Annotated in this window: 14 protein-coding genes and 1 pseudogene; 10 read left to right on the plus strand and 5 right to left on the minus strand. The window is 63.2% G+C overall.

Going from position 1 to position 24,504, the window contains the following annotated elements:
• Nucleotides 1-47 precede the first annotated feature (47 nt).
• On the plus strand, nucleotides 48-1,844 hold the full coding sequence (locus FOZ70_RS03760; RefSeq protein WP_219704971.1) for a phospholipase D-like domain-containing protein: 1,797 nt from the start codon (nucleotides 48-50) through the stop codon (nucleotides 1,842-1,844).
• 75 nt (nucleotides 1,845-1,919) lie between these two features.
• On the opposite strand, the gene FOZ70_RS03765 is transcribed toward FOZ70_RS03760, so the two are convergent.
• From FOZ70_RS03765 to FOZ70_RS03775, 3 genes are all read right to left on the minus strand, one after another.
• On the minus strand, nucleotides 1,920-2,594 hold the full coding sequence (locus FOZ70_RS03765) for a TetR family transcriptional regulator (protein ID WP_011353990.1): 675 nt from the start codon (nucleotides 2,592-2,594) through the stop codon (nucleotides 1,920-1,922).
• Nucleotides 2,595-2,707: 113 nt separating this feature from the next.
• A complete protein-coding gene (locus tag FOZ70_RS03770) occupies nucleotides 2,708-3,976 on the minus strand; it encodes an FAD-binding oxidoreductase (protein ID WP_219704972.1) in 1,269 nt (422 codons plus the stop codon).
• 163 nt (nucleotides 3,977-4,139) lie between these two features.
• Entirely contained in the window at nucleotides 4,140-5,720 is a 1,581-nt protein-coding gene (locus FOZ70_RS03775) for an amino acid permease (RefSeq protein WP_219704973.1), read from the minus strand.
• Between the two features lie 633 nt (nucleotides 5,721-6,353).
• On the opposite strand from FOZ70_RS03775, the gene FOZ70_RS03780 reads away from it, so the two are divergent.
• A complete protein-coding gene (locus FOZ70_RS03780) occupies nucleotides 6,354-7,865 on the plus strand; it encodes an aldehyde dehydrogenase family protein (RefSeq protein WP_021161161.1) in 1,512 nt (503 codons plus the stop codon).
• 148 nt (nucleotides 7,866-8,013) lie between these two features.
• Here FOZ70_RS03780 and FOZ70_RS03785 read toward each other — a convergent pair.
• A pseudogene (locus FOZ70_RS03785) lies at nucleotides 8,014-8,519 on the minus strand (transposase); the annotation flags it as partial.
• 554 nt (nucleotides 8,520-9,073) lie between these two features.
• On the opposite strand from FOZ70_RS03785, the gene FOZ70_RS03790 reads away from it, so the two are divergent.
• The 7 genes from FOZ70_RS03790 to FOZ70_RS03815 all read left to right on the plus strand — a co-directional run bounded on the left by FOZ70_RS03790 (nucleotide 9,074) and on the right by FOZ70_RS03815 (nucleotide 20,055).
• Nucleotides 9,074-9,532, plus strand: a complete 459-nt coding sequence (locus tag FOZ70_RS03790) for a hypothetical protein (protein ID WP_155630965.1) — start codon at nucleotides 9,074-9,076, stop codon at nucleotides 9,530-9,532.
• 380 nt (nucleotides 9,533-9,912) lie between these two features.
• Nucleotides 9,913-10,392: a hypothetical protein gene (locus FOZ70_RS03795; RefSeq protein ID WP_124590185.1), complete on the plus strand. Its 480-nt coding sequence runs from the start codon at nucleotides 9,913-9,915 to the stop codon at nucleotides 10,390-10,392.
• 4 nt (nucleotides 10,393-10,396) lie between these two features.
• Nucleotides 10,397-10,771 (plus strand): hypothetical protein, encoded by a 375-nt coding sequence (locus FOZ70_RS37940; protein ID WP_258025537.1) that lies wholly within the window; start codon nucleotides 10,397-10,399, stop codon nucleotides 10,769-10,771.
• Nucleotides 10,768-14,997, plus strand: coding sequence for a calcium-binding protein (locus tag FOZ70_RS38485; RefSeq protein WP_346656385.1), 4,230 nt, complete (start codon nucleotides 10,768-10,770; stop codon nucleotides 14,995-14,997). Before FOZ70_RS37940 ends, FOZ70_RS38485 begins: the two co-directional genes overlap by 4 nt.
• A 102-nt stretch (nucleotides 14,998-15,099) precedes the next feature.
• The gene (locus tag FOZ70_RS03805) at nucleotides 15,100-17,286 is read left to right on the plus strand and encodes a type I secretion system permease/ATPase (protein ID WP_219704974.1); all 2,187 of its coding nucleotides are present in this window, start codon (nucleotides 15,100-15,102) and stop codon (nucleotides 17,284-17,286) included.
• Nucleotides 17,283-18,626: an HlyD family type I secretion periplasmic adaptor subunit gene (locus FOZ70_RS03810; protein ID WP_060218580.1), complete on the plus strand. Its 1,344-nt coding sequence runs from the start codon at nucleotides 17,283-17,285 to the stop codon at nucleotides 18,624-18,626. The genes FOZ70_RS03805 and FOZ70_RS03810 overlap by 4 nt, the downstream gene beginning before the upstream one ends.
• The gene (locus tag FOZ70_RS03815) at nucleotides 18,598-20,055 is read left to right on the plus strand and encodes a TolC family protein (protein WP_219704975.1); all 1,458 of its coding nucleotides are present in this window, start codon (nucleotides 18,598-18,600) and stop codon (nucleotides 20,053-20,055) included. Before FOZ70_RS03810 ends, FOZ70_RS03815 begins: the two co-directional genes overlap by 29 nt.
• Nucleotides 20,056-20,106: 51 nt before the next feature.
• Here FOZ70_RS03815 and FOZ70_RS03820 read toward each other — a convergent pair whose 3' ends face one another.
• Entirely contained in the window at nucleotides 20,107-22,551 is a 2,445-nt protein-coding gene (locus FOZ70_RS03820; RefSeq protein WP_048026721.1) for a DUF3772 domain-containing protein, read from the minus strand.
• Nucleotides 22,552-23,005: 454 nt separating this feature from the next.
• Between FOZ70_RS03820 and FOZ70_RS03825 the strand changes: the two genes are divergently transcribed.
• Nucleotides 23,006-24,424: an MFS transporter gene (locus FOZ70_RS03825; protein ID WP_219704976.1), complete on the plus strand. Its 1,419-nt coding sequence runs from the start codon at nucleotides 23,006-23,008 to the stop codon at nucleotides 24,422-24,424.
• Nucleotides 24,425-24,504 lie beyond the last annotated feature (80 nt).

A 24,504-nucleotide genomic window follows, 5' to 3' on the forward strand; every position in this document is an offset into this window, starting at 1 on the left:
AGACTGACTCATTCACCTCGACCGGCCGCCAGGCCAGGGAGCAACGAATGACCGTCAGCGTGCGCAGCTATCTTTCCCCCACCTTGGTCCTGCTGGCCTTCGACTGGCCCGATGCGGCGTCGCGTGCCGATTTCCTCGGTTTCGCGATCCGGCGCACGCCGGGCTTCTGGTCGGCCGACGGCAAGACGCGCGCGCCGGACAGCTGGCTCCCGAACCGCCTGACGTTCGACGGCCCGGCCGCGCACACGCAGGGCGACGCGCCGACCGACCAGGCGCCGATCCAGAAATTCATGTGGTGGGATGCGCGCATCGATCCGCAGGATCGCGGCGCGTCGTTTCGCTACGACGTGTATCCGGTCGTCGGCACGCCGGCGAATCTGCAGGTACTCGACGCGCAAGCCGGTGTGTGCGACGTCGTGCTGCCCGCCCATGTCGAGGACGGCATCGGCACGTGGTTCAACCGCGCGGTGGTCAGTTCTCAGGCGTTCGCCAAGCAGGTGGCGGCGCTGGGCCTCGCGCCGAATGCGGCGCCGAGCGACGCGCAGGCGCTGAAGCTGCGCACCTGGCTCGCGAACGACATGGAGCAGGTGTTCGCGGAGATGCTCGAGCCGGCATCGCGCGCGGCGTCGGCCGTCTATCACCTGACCGACACGCTGTGGGCGCTGCCTGCGTTCGAAGCGTTCGGGCGCACCCACGGCGAAGCGTCGCTCGCGATCGTCTACGACGCGCACACGACGGCGCGCAAGGGCAAGCCGCCGCTACCGTCGCCGAACCAGCCGGCCGTCGACGCGCTGCAGGGGCTCGCGACGCTCGCGCCGCGCGACAGGACGCACATCATGCACGACAAGTTCATCGTGACCGATGCGGCGTCGAACCCGGCGCCCGCGCGTGTGCTGACCGGCTCCGCGAACTTCACTACCGAGGGGCTCACGGAGCAGGCGAACGTGCTGCACGCGTTCGATTCGCCCGAGCTTGCCGCGCTCTACAACGCGCGTGCGCATGCGCTGGCCGGGAATCCGCCGATCGCGGCGACCGCGCGGCTGTCGCCGGGCTGGTCGGCGCCGATGACGATCGGCAGCGCGCAGGTGCGGCTCGCGTTTTCGCCGGAACCGGCGGGGCAGCGCACCGAGATCGACACGATCGTCGCCGCGATCGCGGCCGCGAAGCATTCGGTGTCGTTCTGCCTGTTCATGCCGACCGACGCGGCGCTGCGCGACGCCTGCTTCGCGGCCGGCGACCGCGGGCTGATGATGTTCGGGCTGGTGAACCGGATCAACGCCGGCAGCGCGACGAAGGCCGATGCCGCGCAGCAGGCCGGCCAGACGCTCGATGCGGCGACGCTCGCGAACCTCGAGCTGTATCACCGCAGCCGCGACAACCGCGACGTGATCGATGCCGCGTATTTCTCGCCGGCCACCGTGCCGCAGGGTTTCGAGCCCGAGCTGCGCCTCTTTCCGGGCGAGCCGGCGCCGGCCTTTCCGCCGGTCGTGATCCATCACAAGTTCATCGTGATCGACGCGGAAGGCGCGAATCCGGTCGTCTATACGGGCTCGGCGAACATGAGCCGCAATTCCGAGCAGTACAACGACGAGAACCTGCTCGAGATCCGCGACAAGCGGATCGCGGCGATCTATCTCGCGGAATTCCTGCGGCTTTACGAGCACTATCGTGCACGGGCGCTGGCGATCGATGCGAAGCAGCAGCACGGCCCGGGCACCAGCACGGGCGCGCATGCGCGGCTCGCGCTTGCGCCCGATTCGAGCTGGGCGAAGAAGTATTACGTGGCGGGAAGCCCGGAAGAGAAGGCGCGGATCGCACTGGCGTCGGCCGCGCCGACGGACTGACCCACGAGAAGGCGACGGGCGCGGATGTCGCGCGCCCGGTATGAGGCCGGCCGGGAAACCGGCCGCCGCCGTCGCTTATGCGGCGACGTAGCGCAGCACGGCGTCGGCGATCGTGTCGCGATGCCGGGCGCGCAGGCGTGGCGCCGACGGGTCGCGTCCGAACGCGGCGCCGAACGTGTAGCGGTTCGACACGCGGTGGAAGCAGAACGAGCTGATCAGCAGGTGCAGGTCGAATGCGTCGATGTCCTTGCGGAACGCGCCGCTCGCCGCGCCGCGCTCGACCAGTTCCTCGAGCGTCTTGATGATGCTGACGTTGCGGTTCTTGAACGACTTGAGCTGTTCGAGATACTTCGCGCCGTGGATGTTCTCGATCGACACGAGGCGGACGAAGTCGCGATGCTTGTCGTGATAGTCGAACGTGAATTCGACGAGGCGGCGCATGCCTTCGCGCGGCTCCATGTCGCCGACGTGCAGCTCCTGCTCGAGTGCGCGGATGTCGCCGTACACCTTCTCCAGCACGGCCTCGTACAGGCCTTCCTTGCTTTCGAAGTAGTAGTAGAGCATCCGCTTCGTCGTGTTGGTACGCTCGGCGATTGCGTCGACGCGCGCGCCGGCGAGCCCCATCGCGGAGAATTCCTGCGTGGCGACATCGAGGATGTTGCGCTTGGTTTGCTCGGGATCGTATTTGCGCCGCGCATCTGACGGAAGCGCGCGGGTATCGGACGTGGCGGCCTTGCTTCCTGCTTTCATGTGACTTTATTGTGGCTTCGGCGGCGTGGAAAAGGCATTCTAGCATGCGGGAAATCCCCGCCCGGCCGACCTTCCGCTCTAATCGGCGGGGCGGTTCCGGCCGCTGCGGCCGCTCAGCGGCGGCAGGACGCGAGCGCGTCGCGGGCCTGGTACGCCGTGTACGTGAGCTGCGCAGCCGCGAGGCCCGCCAGCCCGAACGTGCGCGTGAGCCCGAACGCGTTGAAGCCTTCCGGCACCGGCCGGCCTTCGGCCAGTGCGGCCGCGAGCGCTTCGCCGGCGACCGTGGTCGGCGCCATCCCGTGGCCGCCGAACGCGATCGCGTGCCACACGCCGTCCGCGTCGCGGCCGATCTGCGGCATCTTGTGCCGCGCGTAGCTCATCAGCCCGCCCCACGCGTAGTCGACCTTCACGTCTTCCAGTTGCGGATACACGCGCAGCAGGTCGCGCCGCAGCAGGCGGGCGATCGCGTCGGGGCCGCGGTCGAGCACGGAGATTCGGCCGCCCCACAGGATGCGCGTGTCCTTCAGCGGGCGGTAATAGTCGAACGCGAAACGCGTGTCGTAGATCGCGTACGGTGCGTCGATCGCGTCGGGCAGGCGCGTGCCGAGCGGCTCGGTCGCGATCACGTAGGTCGCGATCGGCAGCACCGCGCGCTCGATGCGCGGCGACACGCCGCGTGCATAACCTCCGCCGGCGAACACGACGTCCTTCGCGCGCACCGTGCCCTGTGCGGTGCGCACGACGTACCCGGCGCCTTCGCGCGCGATGCCGAGCGCGGCCGAGCGTTCGTACACGCGCGCGCCGCCGCGCGATGCGGCCGCCGCGACGCCGAGCACGTACTTGAGCGGATGGAAGTGGAACGCGTTCGGCTCGAACAGGCCGCCGTAATAGCGCTGCGTCTTCAGCCGCTTGCGCAGCGCGTCCGTCGAAACGGGTTCCCAGTCGACGCCGAGATCGTCCTTCATCAGCGTGCGCACGCTGTCGAGCCTCGAAGGATCGTCGAACCAGTTCGCGAGCATCACGCCCTGGTCGACGATGTCGCAGTCGATGCCGTAGCGCGCGATCCGCGCGCGGATCAGGTCGACCGCATCGACGGTGAGCCGGTACAGCCGGCGCCCCTCGTCGCGGCCGAGCGTGCGCAGCAGGTCGGCGTTGTCGAGGCTGTAGCCGCCGAAGACGAAGCCGCCATTGCGGCCCGATGCGCCGAAGCCGACCCGCTCGCTGTCGAGCACGACGACGTCATGCACGCCGCGCTCGACGAGGCCGAGCGCCGTGCACAGGCCGGCGAGGCCGCCGCCGACGATGCAGACCTGCGTATCGATCGTGCCGGTCAGTTGCGGGTAGGGCTGGCGGGTAACGGTGGCTTCGTAGAAGTTCTGCATGCGATTTCGTTGACTCGTGACGGCGGAAAAACAGGCGGCGCGCGTCGATCTTGCCTGAACGCGCGCGCCGCGTCGAATGGGGCGCGAGGCACCGGCTGTCGCGCCTGGGCGGCGGCCGGTGCGAAGTGGGCTGGGGCGGGCCGGTGCGGGCCGATCCGCGCGGTCAGGTGCCCGGCGTCGGGTTGGCCGGACGGGCGATGTAGCCCGCGTAGCCGGTTTCGGCCTGCGGCGCGGTTTCGGGTGTCACGTTGCGTTCGATCCAAGGCGCGATTTCCATGTCTTCGTAGCGCACGAGGCGGCATTTGCGCACGAGTGCATAGCCGAGCCAGATCGCGAGGAAGAACGGCAGGCCGATGTAGGTCGCGGCGACGCTCACCCAGTCGATCTTGTCGGAGAGGAACGCCTGGTAATCCTGGCCGAGCGCGACGACCGTGCACAACGCGAATGCGAACAGCGGGCCGAACGGGAACCACTTCGACCGGTACGGCAGCTGGTCGAGCCGGTAGCCCTGCTTCAGGAACCCCTTGCGGAACCGGTAGTGGCTGACAGCAATGCCGAGCCACGTGATGAAGCCGGCCATGCCCGACGTGTTCAGCAGCCACAGGTAGACCGTCTTGTCGCCGTACAGCGACGTGAGGAAACACAACGCGCCGACGGCCGTCGTCGCATACAGCGCGTTGCGCGGCACGCCGCCGCGCGACAGCTTCGCGAAGATCTTCGGCGCGCGGCCTTCGACCGCGAGGTTGTAGAGCATCCGCGTCGACGCGTACATGCCCGAGTTGCCGGCCGACAGCACGGCCGTGAGGATTACCGCGTTCATCACGCCGGCCGCGAACGCGAGGCCCGCGTGGCGGAACACGAGCGTGAACGGGCTCACGCCGATGTCGGTCACGTCGCTCTTCAGCAGGCTCGGGTCGGTATAGGGAATCAGCACGCCGATCACGAAGATCGCGAACACGTAGAACAGCAGGATCCGCCAGAACACCTGGCGCACCGCGCGCGGGATCGTCGTGCGCGGGTTTTCCGATTCGCCGGCCGCGACGCCGATCATTTCGGTGCCCTGGAACGAGAAGCCCGCGATCATCGCGACGCCGAGCATCGTTGCCCAGCCGCCGGCGAACGGCGCGTCGCCGATCGTGAAGTTGCCCCAGCCCGCGCTCGGGCCGCCCTGCATGATCCCGAAGATCATCAGCAGGCCGACGCCGACGAACGCGAGCACCGTCAGCACCTTGATCAGCGCGAACCAGTATTCGGCTTCCCCGAAGCCGCGCACCGACAGCGCGTTGAGCGCGAAGATCAACGTGAGGAACAGCGCGCTCCACCAGACGCCCGGCACGTGCGGGAACCAGTAATGCATCACGAGCTGCGCGGCGACGAGTTCCACCGCCAGCGTCACGGCCCAGCTGTACCAGTAGTTCCAGCCGAGCGCGAAGCCGAAACCTTCGTCGACGAACTTCGCGCCGTAGGTCGCGAACGAGCCCGACACCGGCATGAACGCGGCCATTTCGCCGAGACTCGTCATCAGGAAATAGACCATCAGGCCGATCACCAGGTACGCGAGCATCGCGCCGCCGGGGCCGGCCTGCGAGATCGACGCGCCGGACGCGACGAACAGGCCCGTGCCGATCGAGCCGCCGATCGCGATCATCCGCAGATGGCGTGCCTGCAGCGCACGGTGGAGGGACGGCTTCGCGGGCGGCGAGCCGGACGGACGGAGTGAATCGGGGCGGGCATCTGAATGCATGGCGGGCGCTGGGCGCTGTCTCCGGGATTATTTTTCGGTGACGAAGCGCGACGCGTTGCCTGCTGCGGGCCGGGCAGCGGTGATGCGGTGCGAAAGCGCGCCGGTGAGCCGGGGCGCGGTGCGTGTCGCCTTCGTCAGGCGTCCGGCTGCCGTTGTGGCGGCCGGCGGCGCGCCGGGTGCGTTGCACCTCGACGTCGCAACGATTGTGTGTGCCCGATGCACGGCCGGCAAACGATATTTCCGCACAGGGTGATGCAGGATTGTCATCAACTTGCGTCGTGTTGCGATGTGTCCTCCTGCCCGTCTACGGGCTTTGGAAACGTCCCGTATCGGCGCGCAAGCGCATCGGATCGGCGTGCCGAGTTGTTGCGTTTTGGGAATGAAGTCGTGAGTTAATATCAATAGCGGCCCGACTTGTGGCCACCGACAATGTGTTTCATGGATCGTGCCTTGCGAGGCGGGAGCGCGCCGTCCGTCTGGGCTTCCGGCGGTGGCGCGGCGCGATGCGCCGCACGGCGCACCGGGCCTGCCGCGCGGCGCATCCGCTTGCACAGGGCGCGCGAACGCGCTCCAATCGAATCACGCGGGCGGCGCTGCCGCCGCACCGATCAATCTGTCCCTGAAGAGGAAGTGATGCAATTCAACGACATTCTTGCCGCGCTCGATATCGATCTCGCCCAGTGGAAAGGCAATGCGCTGACCGCGCGTTCGCCGCTCGACGGCGCGACGCTCGCGACGCTGGCCGTCGACACGCCCGCCGACGCCGAGCGCAAGATCGACGCCGCGCACGACGCATTCCTCAAGTGGCGCACGGTGCCGGCGCCGGTGCGCGGCGAGTTCGTGCGCGTGTTCGGCAACGTGCTCCGTGAGCACAAGGCCGAACTGGGCCGCCTCGTCACACTCGAAGCCGGCAAGATCACGTCGGAAGGCCTGGGCGAAGTGCAGGAAATGATCGACATCTGCGATTTCGCGGTCGGCCTGTCGCGCCAGCTCTACGGCCTGACGATCGCCTCCGAGCGTCCGGGCCACCGGATGATGGAAACGTGGCACCCGATCGGCGTGTGCGGCGTGATCTCGGCGTTCAACTTCCCGGTCGCGGTGTGGGCCTGGAACGCGGCGCTCGCGTTCGTGTGCGGCGATTCGGTGGTGTGGAAGCCGTCCGAGAAGACGCCGCTCACCGCGATCGCGTGCCACGTGCTGCTCGAGAAGGCGCTCCGCGAGTTCGAGAAGACGCATCCGGGCGTCGCGCCGAAGGGCCTGAGCCAGCTGGTGCTCGGCATGCGCGATGTCGGCGAGGTGCTGACGGCGTCGAAGAAGGTGCCGGTCGTCAGCGCGACGGGCAGTGTGCGGATGGGCCAGGAAGTCGCGAAGGTGCTGAGCCAGCGTCTCGCCCGCGGCATCCTCGAACTCGGCGGCAACAACGGGATGATCGTCGCGCCGAGCGCGGACCTGGATCTCGTGGTGCGCGCGGTCACGTTCGCGGCGGTCGGCACGGCCGGCCAGCGCTGCACGACGCTGCGCCGCCTGATCGTGCATCGCAGCCTGGTCGAGCAACTGCTGCCGCGCATCGAGAAGGCCTACGCGTCGGTGAAGGTCGGCAACCCGCTTGAAGAAGGCACGCTGGTCGGCCCGCTGGTCGATCGCGCATCGTTCGATGCGATGCAGAAGGCGCTGGGCGACGCACGCGAGCAGGGCGGCGAGGTGAAGGGTGGCGAGCGCGTCGACGTCGGTCACGCGGATGCGTACTACGTGCGTCCGGCCATCGTGCGGATGCCGAAGCAATCGGCCGTGGTCGAGCGCGAGACGTTCGCACCGATCCTGTACGTGATGGTCTACGACAACTTCGACGATGCGATCGAACTGCACAACGCGGTGCCGCAAGGCCTGTCGTCGGCGATCTTCACGAACGACATGCGCGAGGCCGAGCAGTTCATGTCGGCAGCGGGCAGCGACTGCGGGATCGTCAACGTGAACATCGGCACGAGCGGCGCGGAGATCGGCGGCGCGTTCGGCGGCGAGAAGGAAACGGGCGGCGGCCGCGAGTCGGGTTCGGATGCGTGGAAGGCGTATATGCGCCGCGCGACGAATACGATCAACTACAGCCGGCAGTTGCCGCTGGCGCAGGGGGTGAAGTTTGATGTTTGATGTCGGGGTGGCATTGGCATGTTGTTTGCGATGATTCCATCAGGCGACTGATGTAGCGTCGTAATCGTTTCAAGCGGGAAAGCCGGCCATACGTCGGCTCGGACTGCTGACGAACCCCACGTTTTTCGAAGCGTGGGGTTTTGTTTTTCTAGGAGCCGGCTTGGAGGATCGCGAGAAGCGAGTAGGCCGATGGGCTGCACAAACGGCTTACCAGGCACAGCAGGCCGCGTGCGAATAGCCAATCGGGAACCCGCGGGCCCTTTTTTCCGCTGCCGTGCCGGCAGCATCGCAATCTTCTTGATGTTTTGTGCCATCGCGGCCAACAAGCACTGCTCGGCCACCTTGCGGAGCCCCCGCATGCGGGCATAACGATGCCCATGCAGTTGCTTGGCATCGGCGAAGCTGCGCTCCATCGTCTCCTTGCGCCGCGCGTAAACGCGTTGACCCCACTCGGTTAGCCGCCTGGCGCCCCCCGCTCGTTGGCGCGCTCCCAGACATGGCGGGCCCCACCTTCACCGCGTTCGCACTGTTCGTGTACTGCGCCCGTACCGGGCAGCGCCGGGAAATCTGCGCGTCGGATCTGTATTCCCGGTAGCCGACCCGAATGGTTGTGCTGTAAGGCAATGCCTGGCCCTGCGGACACACGTATTCGTTGTTCAAGCGCGCGTCGCCAAGGTCAAGGTCGACAAATTCAGTTTCCGTCCAGCACGGTGTTTCCAGGGCCAAGGCATTCACGCAAAAAGTGAAAGTAAACGCGACGCGCCGAAAGTTTACAAGCCGGTGCCTATCGCATTGACCTCAAACGACTCACTCCGAACGCTCGAGCGACGGGCAGCATTGTGTATAAGCCGATGGCTTATAGGGGCTGCGAACTGGCTTGGGGGGGGGCAACGTGTCGATTTGCTGATGAGGTTGGGGCAGTGAGTAATCGGATAGTTACGAAATTGTTTTTGTTTTTAGTATGTGTCTGAAAATAATAACTTCCCTTGTTTTCTTTCAATTCTTTCTATATCTTTTGAGGGGCCGATGGAGGTTGGGCGGTGAGCTTGGGAAGGTGGGCAGGGGACTGATATGAACAGTGAGGTGATGTGAGTAGAGACGCGATTCGTACAAAAAATATAGGGTTACTAATTTTAGTTGTTGGGATTACCTCGGCGTGCGTAATTAAGCCGGCAAGTGAACTGCCAATTCGGTCGCCGTATCAGTTCTTGAGTGATGTCAAAGCTGTTGCGGATTCGGGTGATCTGGAAGACGTAGGATTTGTTTCTAAGTTGATGAGGGTTGGCTATCAGCGAAATTCAAAGATTTCCGTCATCGGAGAGGATAATCGTTCTATCAAGGGGTATTCCATCAATGTGACGCGCTACGCATTTTCTAAAGAATATTATCGACATCGAGAATTTACTTATGACATATTCCAGCCTAAAGGGAGTGATTCATTTAGGGTTTCGATATCGTTTCCGGTGGATTTTGAGGTGATCTGTATTGCGCCATACGACTTCATTGATGTATTTGACGATGTTGGGGGATATCCGATTATGGATATAAATGCGTTTATGATGTACGTGCGTGACAATAAGGGTGCAAAAACGAGGATTATTTTTCATATTTCAGGTAGTGGATGCGTCTCCCGAGTTGGTATTTACAAAAATCGACAGAATGCATGATGTGTGAGCGATGGTGGATGAGGCGCAAGTGTTTGTGAATACGCATCTGGCTGATTGCGGCAGTGCTGTCGATGACGTCATCGAGAAATAAGTTTTTGAGGTGCTGTTGAGGTGTTGTTGCCGTCGGCAAATTTTCACTTTACACATTTTCAGTGTGCTGATCGCTTGATTTACTCCTGATGATATTCGGGTGAGCGGTCGTGCTATTGAAATTTTATGTCATGTGTTAATCGCATATTTAAACTTTTGAGTGAGGCGGCGGAAGGGTTTGCTTTTGTTGTTGGGCGGTGTTGGGGGATTTAATGGGTAGATTTATAGTTTTACTTGGAGCGTTGGTTGCATTTGCGATATCGGCATGTGCCCCCCTTCCTGTGAATGAGATGCCTGTTCGTGAGCGACGGAAATTTCTTCAAGATGTAAAAAATATTGTTGATTCAGATAATCTGGCTGACGTTGATGCGGTCGGCAGGAGCTTGCGTGTCGATTTTTCAGTGACGGAGGATGCCAATTATATGGCGTCTGGAGCATCAACGGTGTTTGGACGCCGGCTGGTTCGGCGAGCCGAACGTCAGGCGAAAGAATTTGAAAAAGATTCGGCGGTTTATTACGGAATGTTCTTTGGGGGCGCCGGTGAGCCGATGAGGGTTCAAATTCGATTCAAATTGAATCCGGATATGGTGTGCGTGATGAATGTCGATCTGTTGGATGTTTTTAATGGCAAGGGTCGGTATTTAGTCGGTTTCGGTGGGGAGTATATATATAGGGGTGATTCAGCAGCGATCGTTCAGGCTTATTTTAGATTCGGCAGCGATGGGTGCCTCATTGAGGTGGGGTTGAGTCAGGGATTTGTGGGGAGATAGTGCTATGGTCATGATATCTGGCAGTGAAAAAATGTTTTCCAAGTTGCATCTCAATGCTGAGGTGATCGATCTTATCAATAAAAGTGACACTCTTGTGCGGCAATTGCTTGCATATGAGGCTGATGTAATTAGTGGGGCCGTCGGGGAAATGGAAGTCTCAAATGAGGGGCGTGGCATATTCTGGAGGCTAGATGGTTCCGGGATTGTCTTTTCAAAATATAACGGTGGAACTTATAAAGACCTCGACCCCGCAGTGTTTGTTGGTGTGCTCAGTCATGAAATCGGACATTACGTAAATCACAGTCGGGATCAGGCTCGTGAGCAGGAATACATGACGGGAAAAAAGACGACTATCACTCGGCCGCAATGGTTGGAGTGACACGAGAGGCCGAGGCGGCTTATAACAATTGGGTGGTGGCCCGAGAAATCTCGAAAAAAGATAAGAGAGTGATTCCTGTATTGGGAGATCGAGAGGATGACGCTGCGGCCCCGGGGTTTAACATCAAGGATGCATTCACTAGGGTCTACGAAGCCAATGTTGGGAAAATAGCTGCCGAGGTGCTGGAGAGGATCATGCTCGAGGTGGCAGAAAACTACCTATCTCGGGCATATCCCGGGGCGAATCCGGATACGACATACTATGAGCAAAGCGGATCAGCTTACGGAGCGTCGGAAAAGCGGTTGTCTCAAGCGCCAGTTGTCGGAGAGAGTTATGTGCTGGATATGGCGACAGGTTTTATCATATCGACGAAGCTGATTTTCTCTACGGGCTCGACGCAAGTCAACGAGTACAACAGCGGGGTAATGAGTGCTGCAACATTATACGGCCCGACTGGCCAGATGATGGAGTATGTGAGGTACGCAGCGAATGGCGTCAAGCTTCAGGAAACTCGCTACACAGATGATGGCCGAATTGCCACCACGCGGACCGACATCAACAGCGACGGCGTGTTCGACAACATTAAAACAGAAACCCGCCTCGGCGAAGGCGCCAGCGTAATCCGTGAAGACACCAATGGCGACGGCGTTGCCGACCGCAATTTCGTCGTGAACGGCGGTCAGCGCTACGATCTGTCCAACGTCCGCGATGCTGCCTTTGCCGACAACCTGCTGTCGCGATACCGCGCGACCGGGCTGCTGAGCGGCACGAGTTTCCTCGACCTGAGCCAGATCATTTCCCGCACGCTGACCTACGGCGGTCGAAACGACTACGGTTTTACGATGCCGTCCGGCTGGTACAACCCGATTGGCGCATTCTACGAAGCCAAAAGCGCCGCATTCGACAAAGCCGCCTCCATCGCCGACAAGACGCCTGTCCTGCTCGACGCGAACCGGTGGGGAGTAAGCGTCAGCGCGCTCCAGTCGCGCGACGCGAACCGCGACGGCAAATTGTCCGGCGCGGAACTGAACGGGCTGCAAGTCTGGATCGACGCGAACGAGGACGGTATCGGCGATGCCGGCGAATTCAGGTTGCTGGCGCAAGCCGGGATCACCGAGATTCGGTCGGTCGACTATGACATCATCACACGCGGTAACAACCGCTACGCAGCGGCACCTGCCGGGGCGCCGTGGAAACCCTCGGAAGCATCGCAACCCGGTCGAATATATCTGGCCCCGGCCGTTCCGCTCTCGAACTATCGATGGCTGCGCGACAACGAGCAGTTCTATTGGATCAATAGCAAAGACTTTATCTTTTTCGGCCCCGATAAGATCAAGGTCAGTCCTTCCAATCGGAGCTATCTCATCGGTACCGACGGGGACGACGTATTCGATGCGAATTACTACGCAGCGTATGGCCACTGGATCGACAGCAAGCTGCTCGTCAATTTCCTCGCGGGCGACGGCAACGATATGATGGGCGGCAGCAGCCGCAACGACAATCTGTGGGGCGGCACCGGGAACGACACGCTGTTCGGCTATGACGGTGACGACAGGCTGTACGGCGAGGACGGCGACGACGAACTCAATGGCGGCGCAGGCAACGACGTGCTCGACGGCGGTATCGGCAACGACAAGCTCTTCGGCCAGGTCGGTAACGACATCATGAACGGTGGCGATGGCGACGACATCATGATGGGCTTTACCGCATCGAACGAAAGCAAGCAGACCCTGGCGTGGGGCGAAACGGATGACGACATCATGTACGGCGGCGCAGGCAACGACCGGATGTGGAGTGGCGTCGGCCACGACTACATGGATGGTGGCGACGGGGCGGACTTCGTGAGTGGCGGGGACGGAAACGACACGGTCTTCGGTGGCGCCGGGAACGACGAACTGCACGGTGATGCAGGCAACGACCGGCTTGTTGGCGACGCCGGTAACGATCGCATCTTCGGCGAAGCCGGCGACGATGTGCTCTGGGGCGGTGATGGCGATGACGTGCTGATCGGTTTCACTGCTAGCAACGATGCCAAGCAAACGTTGTCGTGGGGTGAATCCGACAACGATACGCTGTATGGCGGCAACGGTAACGATGCGCTGTACGGAGGTCTTGGCAACGACTACCTCGATGGCGGCAACGACAACGATTTCCTCGACGGCGGCGATGGCGACGACCGGCTCTTTGGCGGCGCGGGCGACGACGAACTGAACGGCGGCAACGGTCACGACGCGCTTTCCGGAGAAGCAGGTAACGACAAGATTTTCGGCGGCGCGGGCAACGACACGATCTGGGGTGGCGACGGCGACGATATTCTTGTCGGCTTTACGGCCAGCAATGACGCGAAGCAGTCGCTGGCAGCGTGGGAAACCGATGACGATACGATCTACGGCGGGGCCGGAAACGACCTGATCCTCGGCGGTCTCGGCAATGATCAACTCCACGGCGACGCTGGCGATGATGAAATTCAAGGCGGGGACGGCCACGACAAGCTTTATGGCGGCGATGGCAACGACCGACTGTTCGGTCAGGTCGGGAACGACATCCTGTACGGCGGCGCAGGCGACGACTTGCTGGTGGGCTTCACCGGTGACAACGAGGCGAAGAGGACGCTGGCCCCCGGCGAGACCGACGATGACTATCTCTACGGTGGAGAAGGCAATGACACGCTGCTCGGCGGTCTGGGCGACGACTATCTCGACGGCGGTGCCGGTGCAGATCACATGGAAGGTGGCCAGGGTAACGACACCTATATCGTGAACAGCGTCAACGACGTGATTCTCGAATACGCGAACGAGGGTTACGACACGGTAATCAGCAGCGCAAACTACATTCTCAACGCCAATATTGAAGAACTGAGACTCGTCGAGGGCTTCAACATCAACGGCACGGGCAATGCGCTCGATAACCGGATCGTCGGCAACAGCGCAGACAACATCCTCGATGGCGTCACCGGCGCCGACACGATGATCGGCGGAAAGGGCAACGATACCTACTACGTCGACAATGTCGGCGACCGCGTCGTCGAATTCGCTGGCGAAGGCATCGATACGGTGCAGAGCAAGATCAGCTATACGTTGGGCGAACACGTCGAGAACCTTAACCTGCTGGATTTCGGCAAGCCGGAGAAAGGGCTCGTCGATGGCGCGGCCGTTCACGTGTACGGTTACCCGAAAGCCAACGAGCTGGATTACATGCAAGGCGATGCGGTTCCGACGTTCCAGGGAACATGTGCGCTGACGTCGATCGCGAATTTGCTGACGCAGACCGGTACGCCGACGACCGAGGGTGACGTCGTCCGCCGCGCAATCGACAACCAATGGGCGGTCACCACCCCTGCCGCAACGGACTACCAGCGAGGCGGATCGAATTACGTTCAGCAACAGGCACTGCTCAAGAGTTACGGCATTGCAAACAATCTGCTTGCCGGATACGACGAACATGCGGTCGCGAATCTCATCCGCAGTGGCCGTGGCGTGATACTGGCGCTGAACTCCGGGCGTCTTTGGGGAGACAGCGCTTATCTCGATGGCGGCGGCGTGAATCACGTCGTAACCGTGACGGGCGCGGTTTATGGAGACGCCGACGGTGAGCTCAAAGGCTTCTATATTGCCGACTCGGGCCGCCAGCGCGTCAGCGACATGACGCGCTACATCAGCCTTCAGGAGTTCCGGGCGGCCGCCAACGTACCGAATGCCTACGCGATCTACACGGCCGAGGCGCTGAAACTGTGGAACGAGGACATCGACGGCACGGGTAACGCACTCGACAATACGATCATCGGCAACCGGGGCAACAACGTGCTGGATGGCGGTGCCGGCAACGACATCCTGATCGGCGGCCTGGGCAACGATACCTATCGATTCGGTCGCGGGTCCGGCCGCGACACGATCCGGGACGATGATGAAACGCTCGGCAACAGCGATGTGATCAGCATCGGCGTGGGCGTATCGGCGGATCAATTGTGGTTCCGTCACGTCGGCAACGATCTGGAGATCAGTATCCTCGGCACCAGCGATACCGCGACGGTTCGGGACTGGTACCTGGGTTCGCGGTATCAGATCGAGCAGATCCATGTCGACGACGGGCGGACGCTCGTCAACGCGGATGTCGAGAAGCTGGTACAGGCCATGGCGGTATGGTCGCCGCCAGCTGCGGGGTCGGTCACGCTGTCCCCTGAGTATCAGGCTGCGCTTGCGCCGACGCTGGCGACGAGTTGGCGTTAATTCCGATTCCCGACGGTCGATCCGTCCGGTTGCACGTTACGTGCGACCGGACGGCCTGCAGCCGGCCGTATCGCATTTCCTTCCTCGCCTCGTGTTCCCTTCATGGACAGTTCCATTCTCCGGCCTCCAGCGTCGTCTCTGACGCAGGATGTCGACTCCGGTCTCGCCGTCGTTCTGACGATGGCCAGCCTGCATGGCATCGCAGCCGACGAGGCCGCGTTGCGACATGAATTCGGCTACGGTCGTTTCGATACTCAAACCATCCTGCGAGCTGCGCGCTCACTTGGCATGACGGCCCGGGCCGTTCAACAGAGCCTCGAACGACTGGATCGGGCACCTTTGCCCGCGGTCGCACGGATGAAAGGCGAAGGCGGCTATTTCGTGGTCGCGCAGTATCAGGCCGGGGACGGAACGCGCGCGCCTCGAACACTTGTTCAATTTCCGAGTGAGGCGCCTACCGTGCTGACGCGCGAGCGTCTTCTGGAAATCTGGACGGGTGAGCTCATCTATTTCACGAGCAAGAGCAGCATCGCGGGTACCCTGGCGCGCTTCGATTTCAGCTGGTTCATTCCGGCAATCGTCACGTACCGGAAGCTGCTGGGCGAAGTCCTTGCGATCTCTCTGGTGCTGCAGTTGATTGCACTCGCCACGCCGCTCTTCTTCCAGGTGGTGATGGACAAGGTGCTCGTCAATCACGCGATGAAGACGTTGAACGTGATCGCCGTGGGGCTGATTTGCGCGACGCTGTTCGAGGCGGCGCTTTCGGGGATACGAACATGGGTCTTCGCGCATACGAGCAGCAAGATCGACGTCGAACTCGGAGCGCGGCTCTTCCGTCATCTGTTGGCGTTGCCGCTGGCGTGGTTTCAGGCACGCCGTGTCGGCGATTCTGTCGCCCGTATTCGCGAACTGGAGAACATTCGCGCGTTCCTAACCGGCAACGCCGTGACGCTGGTGATGGACCTCGCGTTTTCGTTCGTTTTCCTTGGGGTGATGCTCTGGTACAGCGCGTGGCTTACGTTGATCGTCGTTGTTTCGATTCCGCTCTACGTGCTGTTGTCGGTCGTGTTTACGCCGATCATTCGGCGGCGTCTGAACGAAAAATTCAATAAGGGCGCCGAAAATCAGTCGTTCCTCGTTGAAACCATCAGCGGAATCGATACGGTCAAGGCGATGGCACTCGAACCGCGCTGGACGGACCGATGGGACCGTCAACTGGCCGCTTATGTGAGTTCGGGCCTGTCGGCGACCAACGTTGCCACGATTGCAAGCGGCGGCGTGACGTTGATCAGCAAGCTGGTGACCGCGGCGATCATGTGGCTGGGCGCCACGTTGGTGATCGATGGCAAGTTGACCGTCGGCGAGCTCGTCGCGTTCAACATGCTGGCCGGACAGGTGTCCAGCCCGATACTGCGTCTCGCTCAGCTGTGGAACGACTTTCAACAGGTAGGGATTTCGATGGGGCGCCTCGGGGATATCCTCAACACGGCGCCCGAAACCGCAGCCAAAAAGACGCGAGTACCCCGTCTCGATGGCGCGATCGAATTCGACCAGGTATCGTTTCGCTACCGGCCGGATGCGAGCGATGTCATCCGGCAGATCTCCGTCAGGATCGCGGCGGGCGAGGTCATCGGAATCGTCGGCCGCTCTGGATCGGGCAAAAGCACGCTGACCAAGCTCGCACAGCGGCTCTACGTGCCGGATCGCGGGCGAGTGCTGGTCGACGGGCACGATATTGCAGTGATCGATACGGCGAGTCTGCGCCAGCAGATTGGCGTCGTTCTGCAGGAAAACACACTGTTCAATCGTTCGGTACGGGACAACATCGCGCTGGCTCGACCCACTGCATCGATCGACGCGGTGATCGATGCAGCGAGGCTGGCCGGCGCACACGAGTTCATCTGCGAGCTTCCGGAGGGCTACGACACGCTTGTCGGCGAGCATGGCACGGGGCTCTCGGGTGGCCAGCGGCAGCGCATTGCCATTGCTCGCGCATTGATGACCGATCCACGCATCCTGATATTCGACGAGGCGACCAGCGCGCTCGACTACGAATCAGAGGCCGTCATACAGGCCAACATGCGGGCGATCTGCGCGCGGCGTACGGTGCTGATCATTGCGCATCGGCTCTCGGCGGTACGCGACGCCGACCGGATTCTCGTGATGGATCGCGGGCAAATCGTGGAAAGCGGCACGCACGACACACTGCTGCGCACGAAGAATGGAATCTACGCACACCTGTATTCGCTGCAACAAGGCGGTCGCGACGTAGCAGAGGGACGGATATGAGCATGCGACAGCAGGCAGGGGCCTGGCGTGAACTGTTCGGGCGGTACCGCGATGTCTGGCGTCACTGCTGGAGGCGGCGCCATCGGATGACGCTGCCGACATTCAATGCGAACGAGGCCGAGTTTCTGCCGGCGGCGCTGTCTGTCCAGGCGACACCTGTTTCGCCGGCAGGCCGGTGGGTCGCGCGCATTCTCATCCTGCTCGTAACGACGGCGATCGTCTGGTCGTATTTCGGGAAAATCGACATTGTTGTCGACGGCGGCGGCAAGATCATTCCATCCTCCCGGACCAAGACGCTGGCGGCGGTCGAGGTTGCCAGCGTGCGAGCGCTGCACGTGCGCGACGGACAGGTCGTGAAGGCTGGCGACGCGCTGATCGATCTCGATACGCGCGTAATCGACGCCGAACGTCAACGGGCGGACGGCGACCGGCTGAATGCGGTACTGCAAGCCGAGCGTGCCCGGGCGTTGATCGACGCGATCGACACGGGGCGACAGCCTCGACTGGCGAGTGTGGAGGGCGTGTCGGCCGAGCGTCGGCGCGAAGCCGAGCGGCACCTGCTGGATCAATGGCGCGATTTCGTCGCGCGACGGGACCGTCTCGACAGCGAAATACACAGGTACGGTCAGGCCGCTCCGCTTGCGGCGCGTCGTGCGGACGATTACGCCAGATTGATGGAGACCCGTGACGTTGCGGAGCACGCGTGGATCGAGGCAGAGCAGCAGCGCATCGATACGGCGGGACAGCTTGCGGATGCTCGTCACCAACGCGCGGCTCTCGTGGCAGAGACGCGAAGGAATACCCGGGATGCGTTGAACGATGCGCAGCGTATCGTTGACGCGTCGTCGGGCGACATGCGGCGTGCGGAGGCACACGGGGAACTGCTGCGTCTGACTGCCCCGATCGACGGAACCGTCCAGCAGCTTGCCGTCCATACCATCGGGACGGCGGTGCCGGCCGCACAGCCGCTGATGCAGATCGTGCCGCGAGAGGGGGCGGTAGAAATGGAAGCGTTCGTCGACAACCGGGATATCGGCTTCGTCGAGGAAGGGCAGGCCGCCAGCGTGAAGATCGATGCATTCGAGTACACGAAATACGGCACGTTGTCGGCGACAGTGAGTCATGTCTCGCGCGATGCGATTGACGACGACAAGAAGGGACTTGTCTACTCGGTCAGGATCCTGCTTGATCGTTCGGCGCTGCTGGTTGACGGTCGCGAGGTCGCACTGTCGCCGGGTATGTCGGGTAGTGCCGAGATCAGAACCGGTACGCGGCGGGTGATCGAGTACGTGCTGTCGCCGGTGCTGCAGCATGCGCGGGAGAGTTTGCGTGAGCGCTAGGAGCTTGAAAGATGGCGTGTGTCCGTGGATCTTCTGCCTGATGTTGGTTTCAATTGCCTGCAATGCCGAAACACGCGGGATTCCGGATGCCCTGGCCGATCCGTTGCTGACCCGTCTACCGGTGCTGGATGCGGGGCAGCGATTGCCGGGCGATGACATGGCAGTTGTATGCGCTTCGTCGACTGGCCCGGCGAAGCCGCTGACGCTTGGTGATGCGGTTGATCTTGCGCTATGTCACAACCCCCGTATTCGAGCGGCGTGGGCGTCGATCAAGATCCAGGCCGCTGCGGTGGGTGAAGCCAGATCGGCATGGCTCCCCACCGTCAACGGGGCGATCAGCCAATTGACGACTTATAACCGGTATTCCGATGCACCATCGATGAATACGCGCGGCGTCGGTCGAACGTCGAACGCGACGTTGAACTGGCGGCTACTCGATTTTGGCGGGCGAGCTGCAAACGGCGCGGCGGCGCAACAACTGCTGACGGCAGCGTTGGCGGGCCACGACGCAGCGATGCAAAAGGCGGTCGTGGATGTCATCGGGAGCTATTTCGATGTCCAGAATGCTCAAGCGGCGTTTGCAGCGCGTACCGAGTCAGCGACCTTGGCGGAATCGACGCTGCGTGCGTCGCGCAAGCGGCTGGCCTTGGGCGTAGCATCCCGAGCAGACGTATTGCAGGCGGAAACGGCGTTAGCCAAGGCATTGCTCGCTGCGCGGCGAGCTGGCGGGGAGGTGGCTCGGGCCCGCGCCGAACTGGTCTTTGCGACCGGTCTGCCCGTCGGCACGCGGGTCGAAGTCGAAGAGGCGGTCGCACCGGTTGCGCTGGACGCGGAGCGCCAGCTAAGCGACTGGCTTCGCACGGCCGAAGGTTCGCACCCCGAGATCCGGGCAGCGCGGGCCAAATGGAAGGCTGCGCAAGCGAAGGTCACGGCCGTGCGATCCGACGGAATGCCGACCCTCGATCTAAGCGGTACGCTGTCGCGAAACGGTTACCCGAATCAGGGACTGCAGTCAGTGCGGGCGACGCAGACGAGCATCGGTCTGACTTTGACGATTCCGTTTTTTGACGGCTTTTCTCGCACGTATCGGATTCGCGGCGCGCAGGCTCAAAGCGAACTGGCACAGGTACAGCTTCTCGATACGCAGCAGCAGATTCTGCGTGACGTGCTGAAGGCCCATGCCGACGCGGAGACGACGGCGGGCAACCTGGATGCGTCTGCACGCTTGCTGGCTGCCGCAGAAGCGGCGCTGACGTCGGCGCGCAATCGTTACGCGTTCGGCGCAGGAGATATTCTGGAACTGTTGTCGGCACAAGCGGCCCTTTCCGATGCCCGCCAGGAACGGGTGCGAACGCTGGCTGAGTGGGAGGCGGCACGGCTTCGGCTGTTTGCCAGCGCCGGCGTCATCGGACGGTGGGCATTTCGGTAGTACTGGAGACGGTCGGCGCGAGAGCAGCAGTACGCGACCGACCGTCTTTGTTCAATTCTCCGCCGCCGGCATGTTCTGCACGACCAGCATCTGCGGGCTCGACAGCGTGATGCCCGCCGCGCGCAACTGCTTGAGGATCTCGAACAGCAGATCGCTCTTCGTCGAACTCGCGATCCGCGGGCTCGACACGTAGCCCGTCACGCTCAGCGTGATCCCGTCCGGCGTGAGCTGGCTGAACGTGACCGACGGCGCGGGCTTCTCGAGGATCGCCTGGTGCTCGCGGTACGCGTCGAGTAGCAGGTCGCGCACCTGCTCGGGATCGGTGTTCAGCGGGAACGTCAGCACCAGCGTCGCGACGCCCTGCGTGCTGTTGCCCATCGTCACGTTGCGCACGTTCTGCGAGATCAGCTGCGAGTTCGGCACGATCACGGTCGAGCGGTCGCTGAGCTGGATCTCGGTCGCGCGGACGTTGATGCGGCGGATGTCGCCTTCGACGCCCGCGATGCTGACCATGTCGCCGACCTTCACCGGGCGCTCGGTCAGCAGGATCAGCCCGGACACGAAGTTCTTCACGATCTCCTGCAGGCCGAAGCCGATACCCACCGACAACGCGCTGACGATCCACGCGAGGTTGTTCCACCGCACGCCGAGCAGCCCGAGCGTCATCAGCACCAGCAGTACATAGCCGACGTTGGTGAACAGCGTGATCAGCGAGACGCGCATCCCGGTATCCATGCCGAGCGCGGGCATGAACTCGCTGTCGAGCCAGCGTCGCAGCGAGCGCAACAGGTAGAAGCCGATCGCGAACCCGATTACCGCGTTCAGGATCCGGTCGGGCATGATGTTCAGGCTCTGCAGCCGCTGGCTGCCGATCATCGCGACCGCGCTGTCGAGCAGGTCGCCCGGGGTCGTGCCGAAGCCGCCCGTCACCAGCGCGATGGCCGCGATCAGCATCAGCAGGCTCGTTCCGAAGCCGGACAGCACCGTGCGCGCCTGGTCGAGGTGGCGGTCCTCGAGCGCGAACAGGTGCTTGATCTGCTGCCCCGTCGACAGGCTCGACGAGAACAGGCTTTCGCTCGCGTCGCGCGTCAGCTGGATCAGGATGTAGGTCGTGCACAGCACGATCTCGAACCACACGAGTTCGTACGTGATGAAGCGTGCAACCGTGACGTAACCGATCAGGAGTGCGATCAACGATGCGACGATCGCGAGCGTGACGCCGGCATGGATCAGCCCGGCGAGCGTCGAGCGCTGTTCGGGCGCCTCGCCTGCCGCCGCGAGCGCGGCGCGCGCGCGGTTGGCGCGCAACAGCGACGCGCCGACCGTCAGCGTGACGACGAGCGACACGATGCCGCGACCGAACAGCGTGACCGACAGGCTGGTGTCGACGATCCGGTTGATCGATTCGAGCGTGCCGGACACGAGCAGCAGCGCGGCCAGGATGCCGGGGAACGGCTTCATCGCGAGCGCGACGGGATCGGCGAGCGCGGGGAGGCGCCACGACGGATGCTTCGTGCAGAGCAGTGCGCGGCCGAGCCCGGCGATCAGTGCGCAGGTCGCGGCGAGCTTCGCGAACTGGTCCCACAGATCGGTCAGCCCCGGCGTGAGGTCGTAACGGCGCGCGACGGCGAGGTAAAGGATCTGAACGGCAACGGCGGTGGCCAGCAGGGTCGACAGCGCGATGGACAACGCCAGCGCGCTGCGGCGCAAGCGGGTGGCCGGCAGGCGGTTCACGCAGAACCAGGCGAGCCCGCGCTCGAGGAGCCGGCGGCCGCCGAGCCAGGCTGCGATCGCGGCAATCAGCAGCAGCGCGGTGATCGCCTTTTGTCCGGGTACCCACGACGAGCGCAGCATGTCGCGGATTTCTTCGTTGAAGTCTCCGAGCCGCTGGGTATCGTCCGGCGACAGATGGAACAGCGGCAGCCAGAACTGCGCGCTGAAAATGCCGCCCGAACGGAACGCGAGCTGGTTCTTCAGCAGGCCGCGATGCAGCTTCGCGAACTGTTCGGCGAGGTTCGTGAGGTTGGTCTTCTGGTCGGCGGCCTGCTTCAGCGCCGCATCGAGCTGCGTCTTGCGCGCGTCGAGCGTGGCCCGTTGTTTCGCGACGGCTGCCGTTTCGGGCGCGGCGCCCTCGGCGGGCGGCGGCCCGAGCACGTCGAGCTGTGCCTGAATCTGCGCGCGTTGCGGCGTGAGATCGCTTTGCAGTTTCACGACGTCGGTACTCAGCTCCTGCGCCGAGTCGTCGAGCGCGTCCAGCTCCTTGCTGCTCGACGCGGTCGACGTCTGCTGCTTGATGCGGTCGAGCTCGACCTGCATCTGCTTGAGCTGCGCGACGGCGTCGTTCAGCGAGATGGCGGGCACGGGCGCGCCGACGCCGCTTGCGCCCGGGGCGGAAGCGGCCTCCGGAAACGCCGACGCGGTTGCGATCGCCGCGAACTGCAGCAACGCGATCAGCGCGATCCGGCGAGCGTACGTGGATAGTCGTTGTATGGACATGGAATGCTTACGATTTGCCGACAATGCCGGGCGCCGAAAGGTGCCCGGAAGCCGGTGGTTGGCCCGGTAGCATGTTACCGGGGTGTGGAACGCGTGGTTGTACTGATTGCGTACCCCGTTTGTGGCGGTTCCGGCGGCTTGCGGCCGGGCGAAACGGCGCATCAGGCCCGGACCGTGGGGCCGGCGCCGCCGCGATGCGTCGCCGGGTCGCCGTTCCTGCGCGTTTTCCGCACCCGACAGACGGTTACGAAAGTTACACGTTGGTCAGCGCAAAAGTGAGGCACCCGAAGCGGTTCGACGTACGGCGTGCAGCCGGCCCGTCGTCGCGCGCCGGATATCGGGGCCGGGGTGCGCTCGCGTCGGACGGACGTGCCGGTACAATGCAGCGATTCGCCCGACGGCGGCTCGAAGGTCGCCGGACAACAACACGACACGAACAGGAGACGCGCCCAAGATGGCCTCAACGGACAGCCTTTCGCAGGCACCCGCCCAATCCCCTCCCGTCGACCCCGGCTCCATCTCGGCCCGTCTCGACCGCCTGCCGCCGACGCGTACCGTCTGGAAGCTCGTCGTCCTGCTGAGCCTCGGCTTCTTCTTCGAGCTCTACGACCTGCTGTACAGCGGCTACGTCGCGCCCGGCCTCGTGAAAAGCGGCATCCTGTCCGCGACGACACACGGCCTGTTCGGCACCACGGGCGTCGCGAGCTTCATCGCCGCGCTGTTCTCCGGGCTCTTCATCGGCACGATCGCGTGCGGCTTTCTCGCCGACCGCTTTGGCCGCCGCGCGATCTTCACGTGGTCGCTGCTGTGGTACACGGCCGCCAACGTCGTGATGGCGTTCCAGGACACCGCGGCCGGGCTGAACTTCTGGCGCTTCGTCGTCGGTCTCGGCCTCGGCGTCGAGATGGTGACGATCGGCACGTACATCTCCGAACTCGTGCCGAAGCAGATCCGCGGCCGCGCATTCGCATGCGAGCAGGCGGTCGGGTTCGTCGCGGTGCCGGTGGTCGCGTTCCTCGCCTACCTGCTCGTGCCGCACGCGCCGTTCGGCCTCGATGGCTGGCGCTGGGTCGTGCTGATCGGCGCGCATGGCGCGCTGTTCGTGTGGTGGATTCGCCGCGAATTGCCGGAAAGCCCGCGCTGGCTTGCGCAGCAGGGCCGGGTCGACGAAGCCGACCGCATCATGCGCGCGCTCGAGGCGAAGGTCGAAGCCGAATACGGGCGGCCGCTGCCGCCGCCTGCGCCGGCCGAACCCGTGCCGCCGCGCGGCAGCTTCCGCGACATGTGGATGCAGCCGTATCGCAACCGCACGATCATGATGACGATCTTCAACGTGTTCCAGACGGTCGGCTTCTACGGCTTCGCGAACTGGGTGCCGACGCTGCTGATCAAGCAGGGCATCACGATCACGTCGAGCCTGATGTATTCGAGCGTGATCGCGCTCGCCGCGCCGGTCGGCCCGCTGATCGGCCTCGTGATCGCCGACCGCTTCGAGCGCAAGTCGGTGATCGTCGCGATGGCGGCGGCGATCGTCGTCTGCGGGCTGCTGTTCAGCCAGACGACGGTCGGCGCATTCCTGATCGTGCTCGGCATCGGCCTCACGCTCGCCAGCAACATCATGTCGTACAGCTTCCACGCATATCAGGCCGAGCTGTTCCCGACGTCGATCCGCGCACGGGCCGTCGGCTTTGTCTATTCGTGGAGCCGCTTCTCGGCGATCTTCTCGTCGTTCGTGATCGCGGCCGTGCTGAAGGGCTTCGGCACCTTCGGCGTGTTCGCATTCATCGCGGGCGCGATGGTGATCGTGATGGCCGCGATCGGGCTCATGGGGCCGCGCACGAAGGGCATCGCGCTCGAAGCCATCTCGAAGTGACCGGTGATCGTGCACGCGTGTCGCACGGTTCGTGCTGCATGCGTGCCATGCGATGGCATCGCACTGCGCGGCCGGCGCGT

The sequence above is a fragment of the Burkholderia sp. COPS genome (assembly GCF_019425585.1).
In the GTDB taxonomy this organism is placed as follows: Bacteria; Pseudomonadota; Gammaproteobacteria; order Burkholderiales; family Burkholderiaceae; genus Burkholderia; species Burkholderia cepacia.

Coding starts and splice junctions, on each gene's coding strand:
- FOZ70_RS03760 (WP_219704971.1), top strand. CDS start 48: ATGACCGTCAGCGTGCGCAGCTATCTTTCCCCCACCTTGGTCCTGCTG.
- FOZ70_RS03765 (WP_011353990.1), bottom strand. CDS start 2,594: ATGAAAGCAGGAAGCAAGGCCGCCACGTCCGATACCCGCGCGCTTCCG.
- FOZ70_RS03770 (WP_219704972.1), bottom strand. CDS start 3,976: ATGCAGAACTTCTACGAAGCCACCGTTACCCGCCAGCCCTACCCGCAA.
- FOZ70_RS03775 (WP_219704973.1), bottom strand. CDS start 5,720: ATGCATTCAGATGCCCGCCCCGATTCACTCCGTCCGTCCGGCTCGCCG.
- FOZ70_RS03780 (WP_021161161.1), top strand. CDS start 6,354: ATGCAATTCAACGACATTCTTGCCGCGCTCGATATCGATCTCGCCCAG.
- FOZ70_RS03795 (WP_124590185.1), top strand. CDS start 9,913: ATGCCTGTTCGTGAGCGACGGAAATTTCTTCAAGATGTAAAAAATATT.
- FOZ70_RS37940 (WP_258025537.1), top strand. CDS start 10,397: ATGGTCATGATATCTGGCAGTGAAAAAATGTTTTCCAAGTTGCATCTC.
- FOZ70_RS03805 (WP_219704974.1), top strand. CDS start 15,100: ATGGACAGTTCCATTCTCCGGCCTCCAGCGTCGTCTCTGACGCAGGAT.
- FOZ70_RS03810 (WP_060218580.1), top strand. CDS start 17,283: ATGAGCATGCGACAGCAGGCAGGGGCCTGGCGTGAACTGTTCGGGCGG.
- FOZ70_RS03815 (WP_219704975.1), top strand. CDS start 18,598: ATGCGCGGGAGAGTTTGCGTGAGCGCTAGGAGCTTGAAAGATGGCGTG.
- FOZ70_RS03820 (WP_048026721.1), bottom strand. CDS start 22,551: ATGTCCATACAACGACTATCCACGTACGCTCGCCGGATCGCGCTGATC.
- FOZ70_RS03825 (WP_219704976.1), top strand. CDS start 23,006: ATGGCCTCAACGGACAGCCTTTCGCAGGCACCCGCCCAATCCCCTCCC.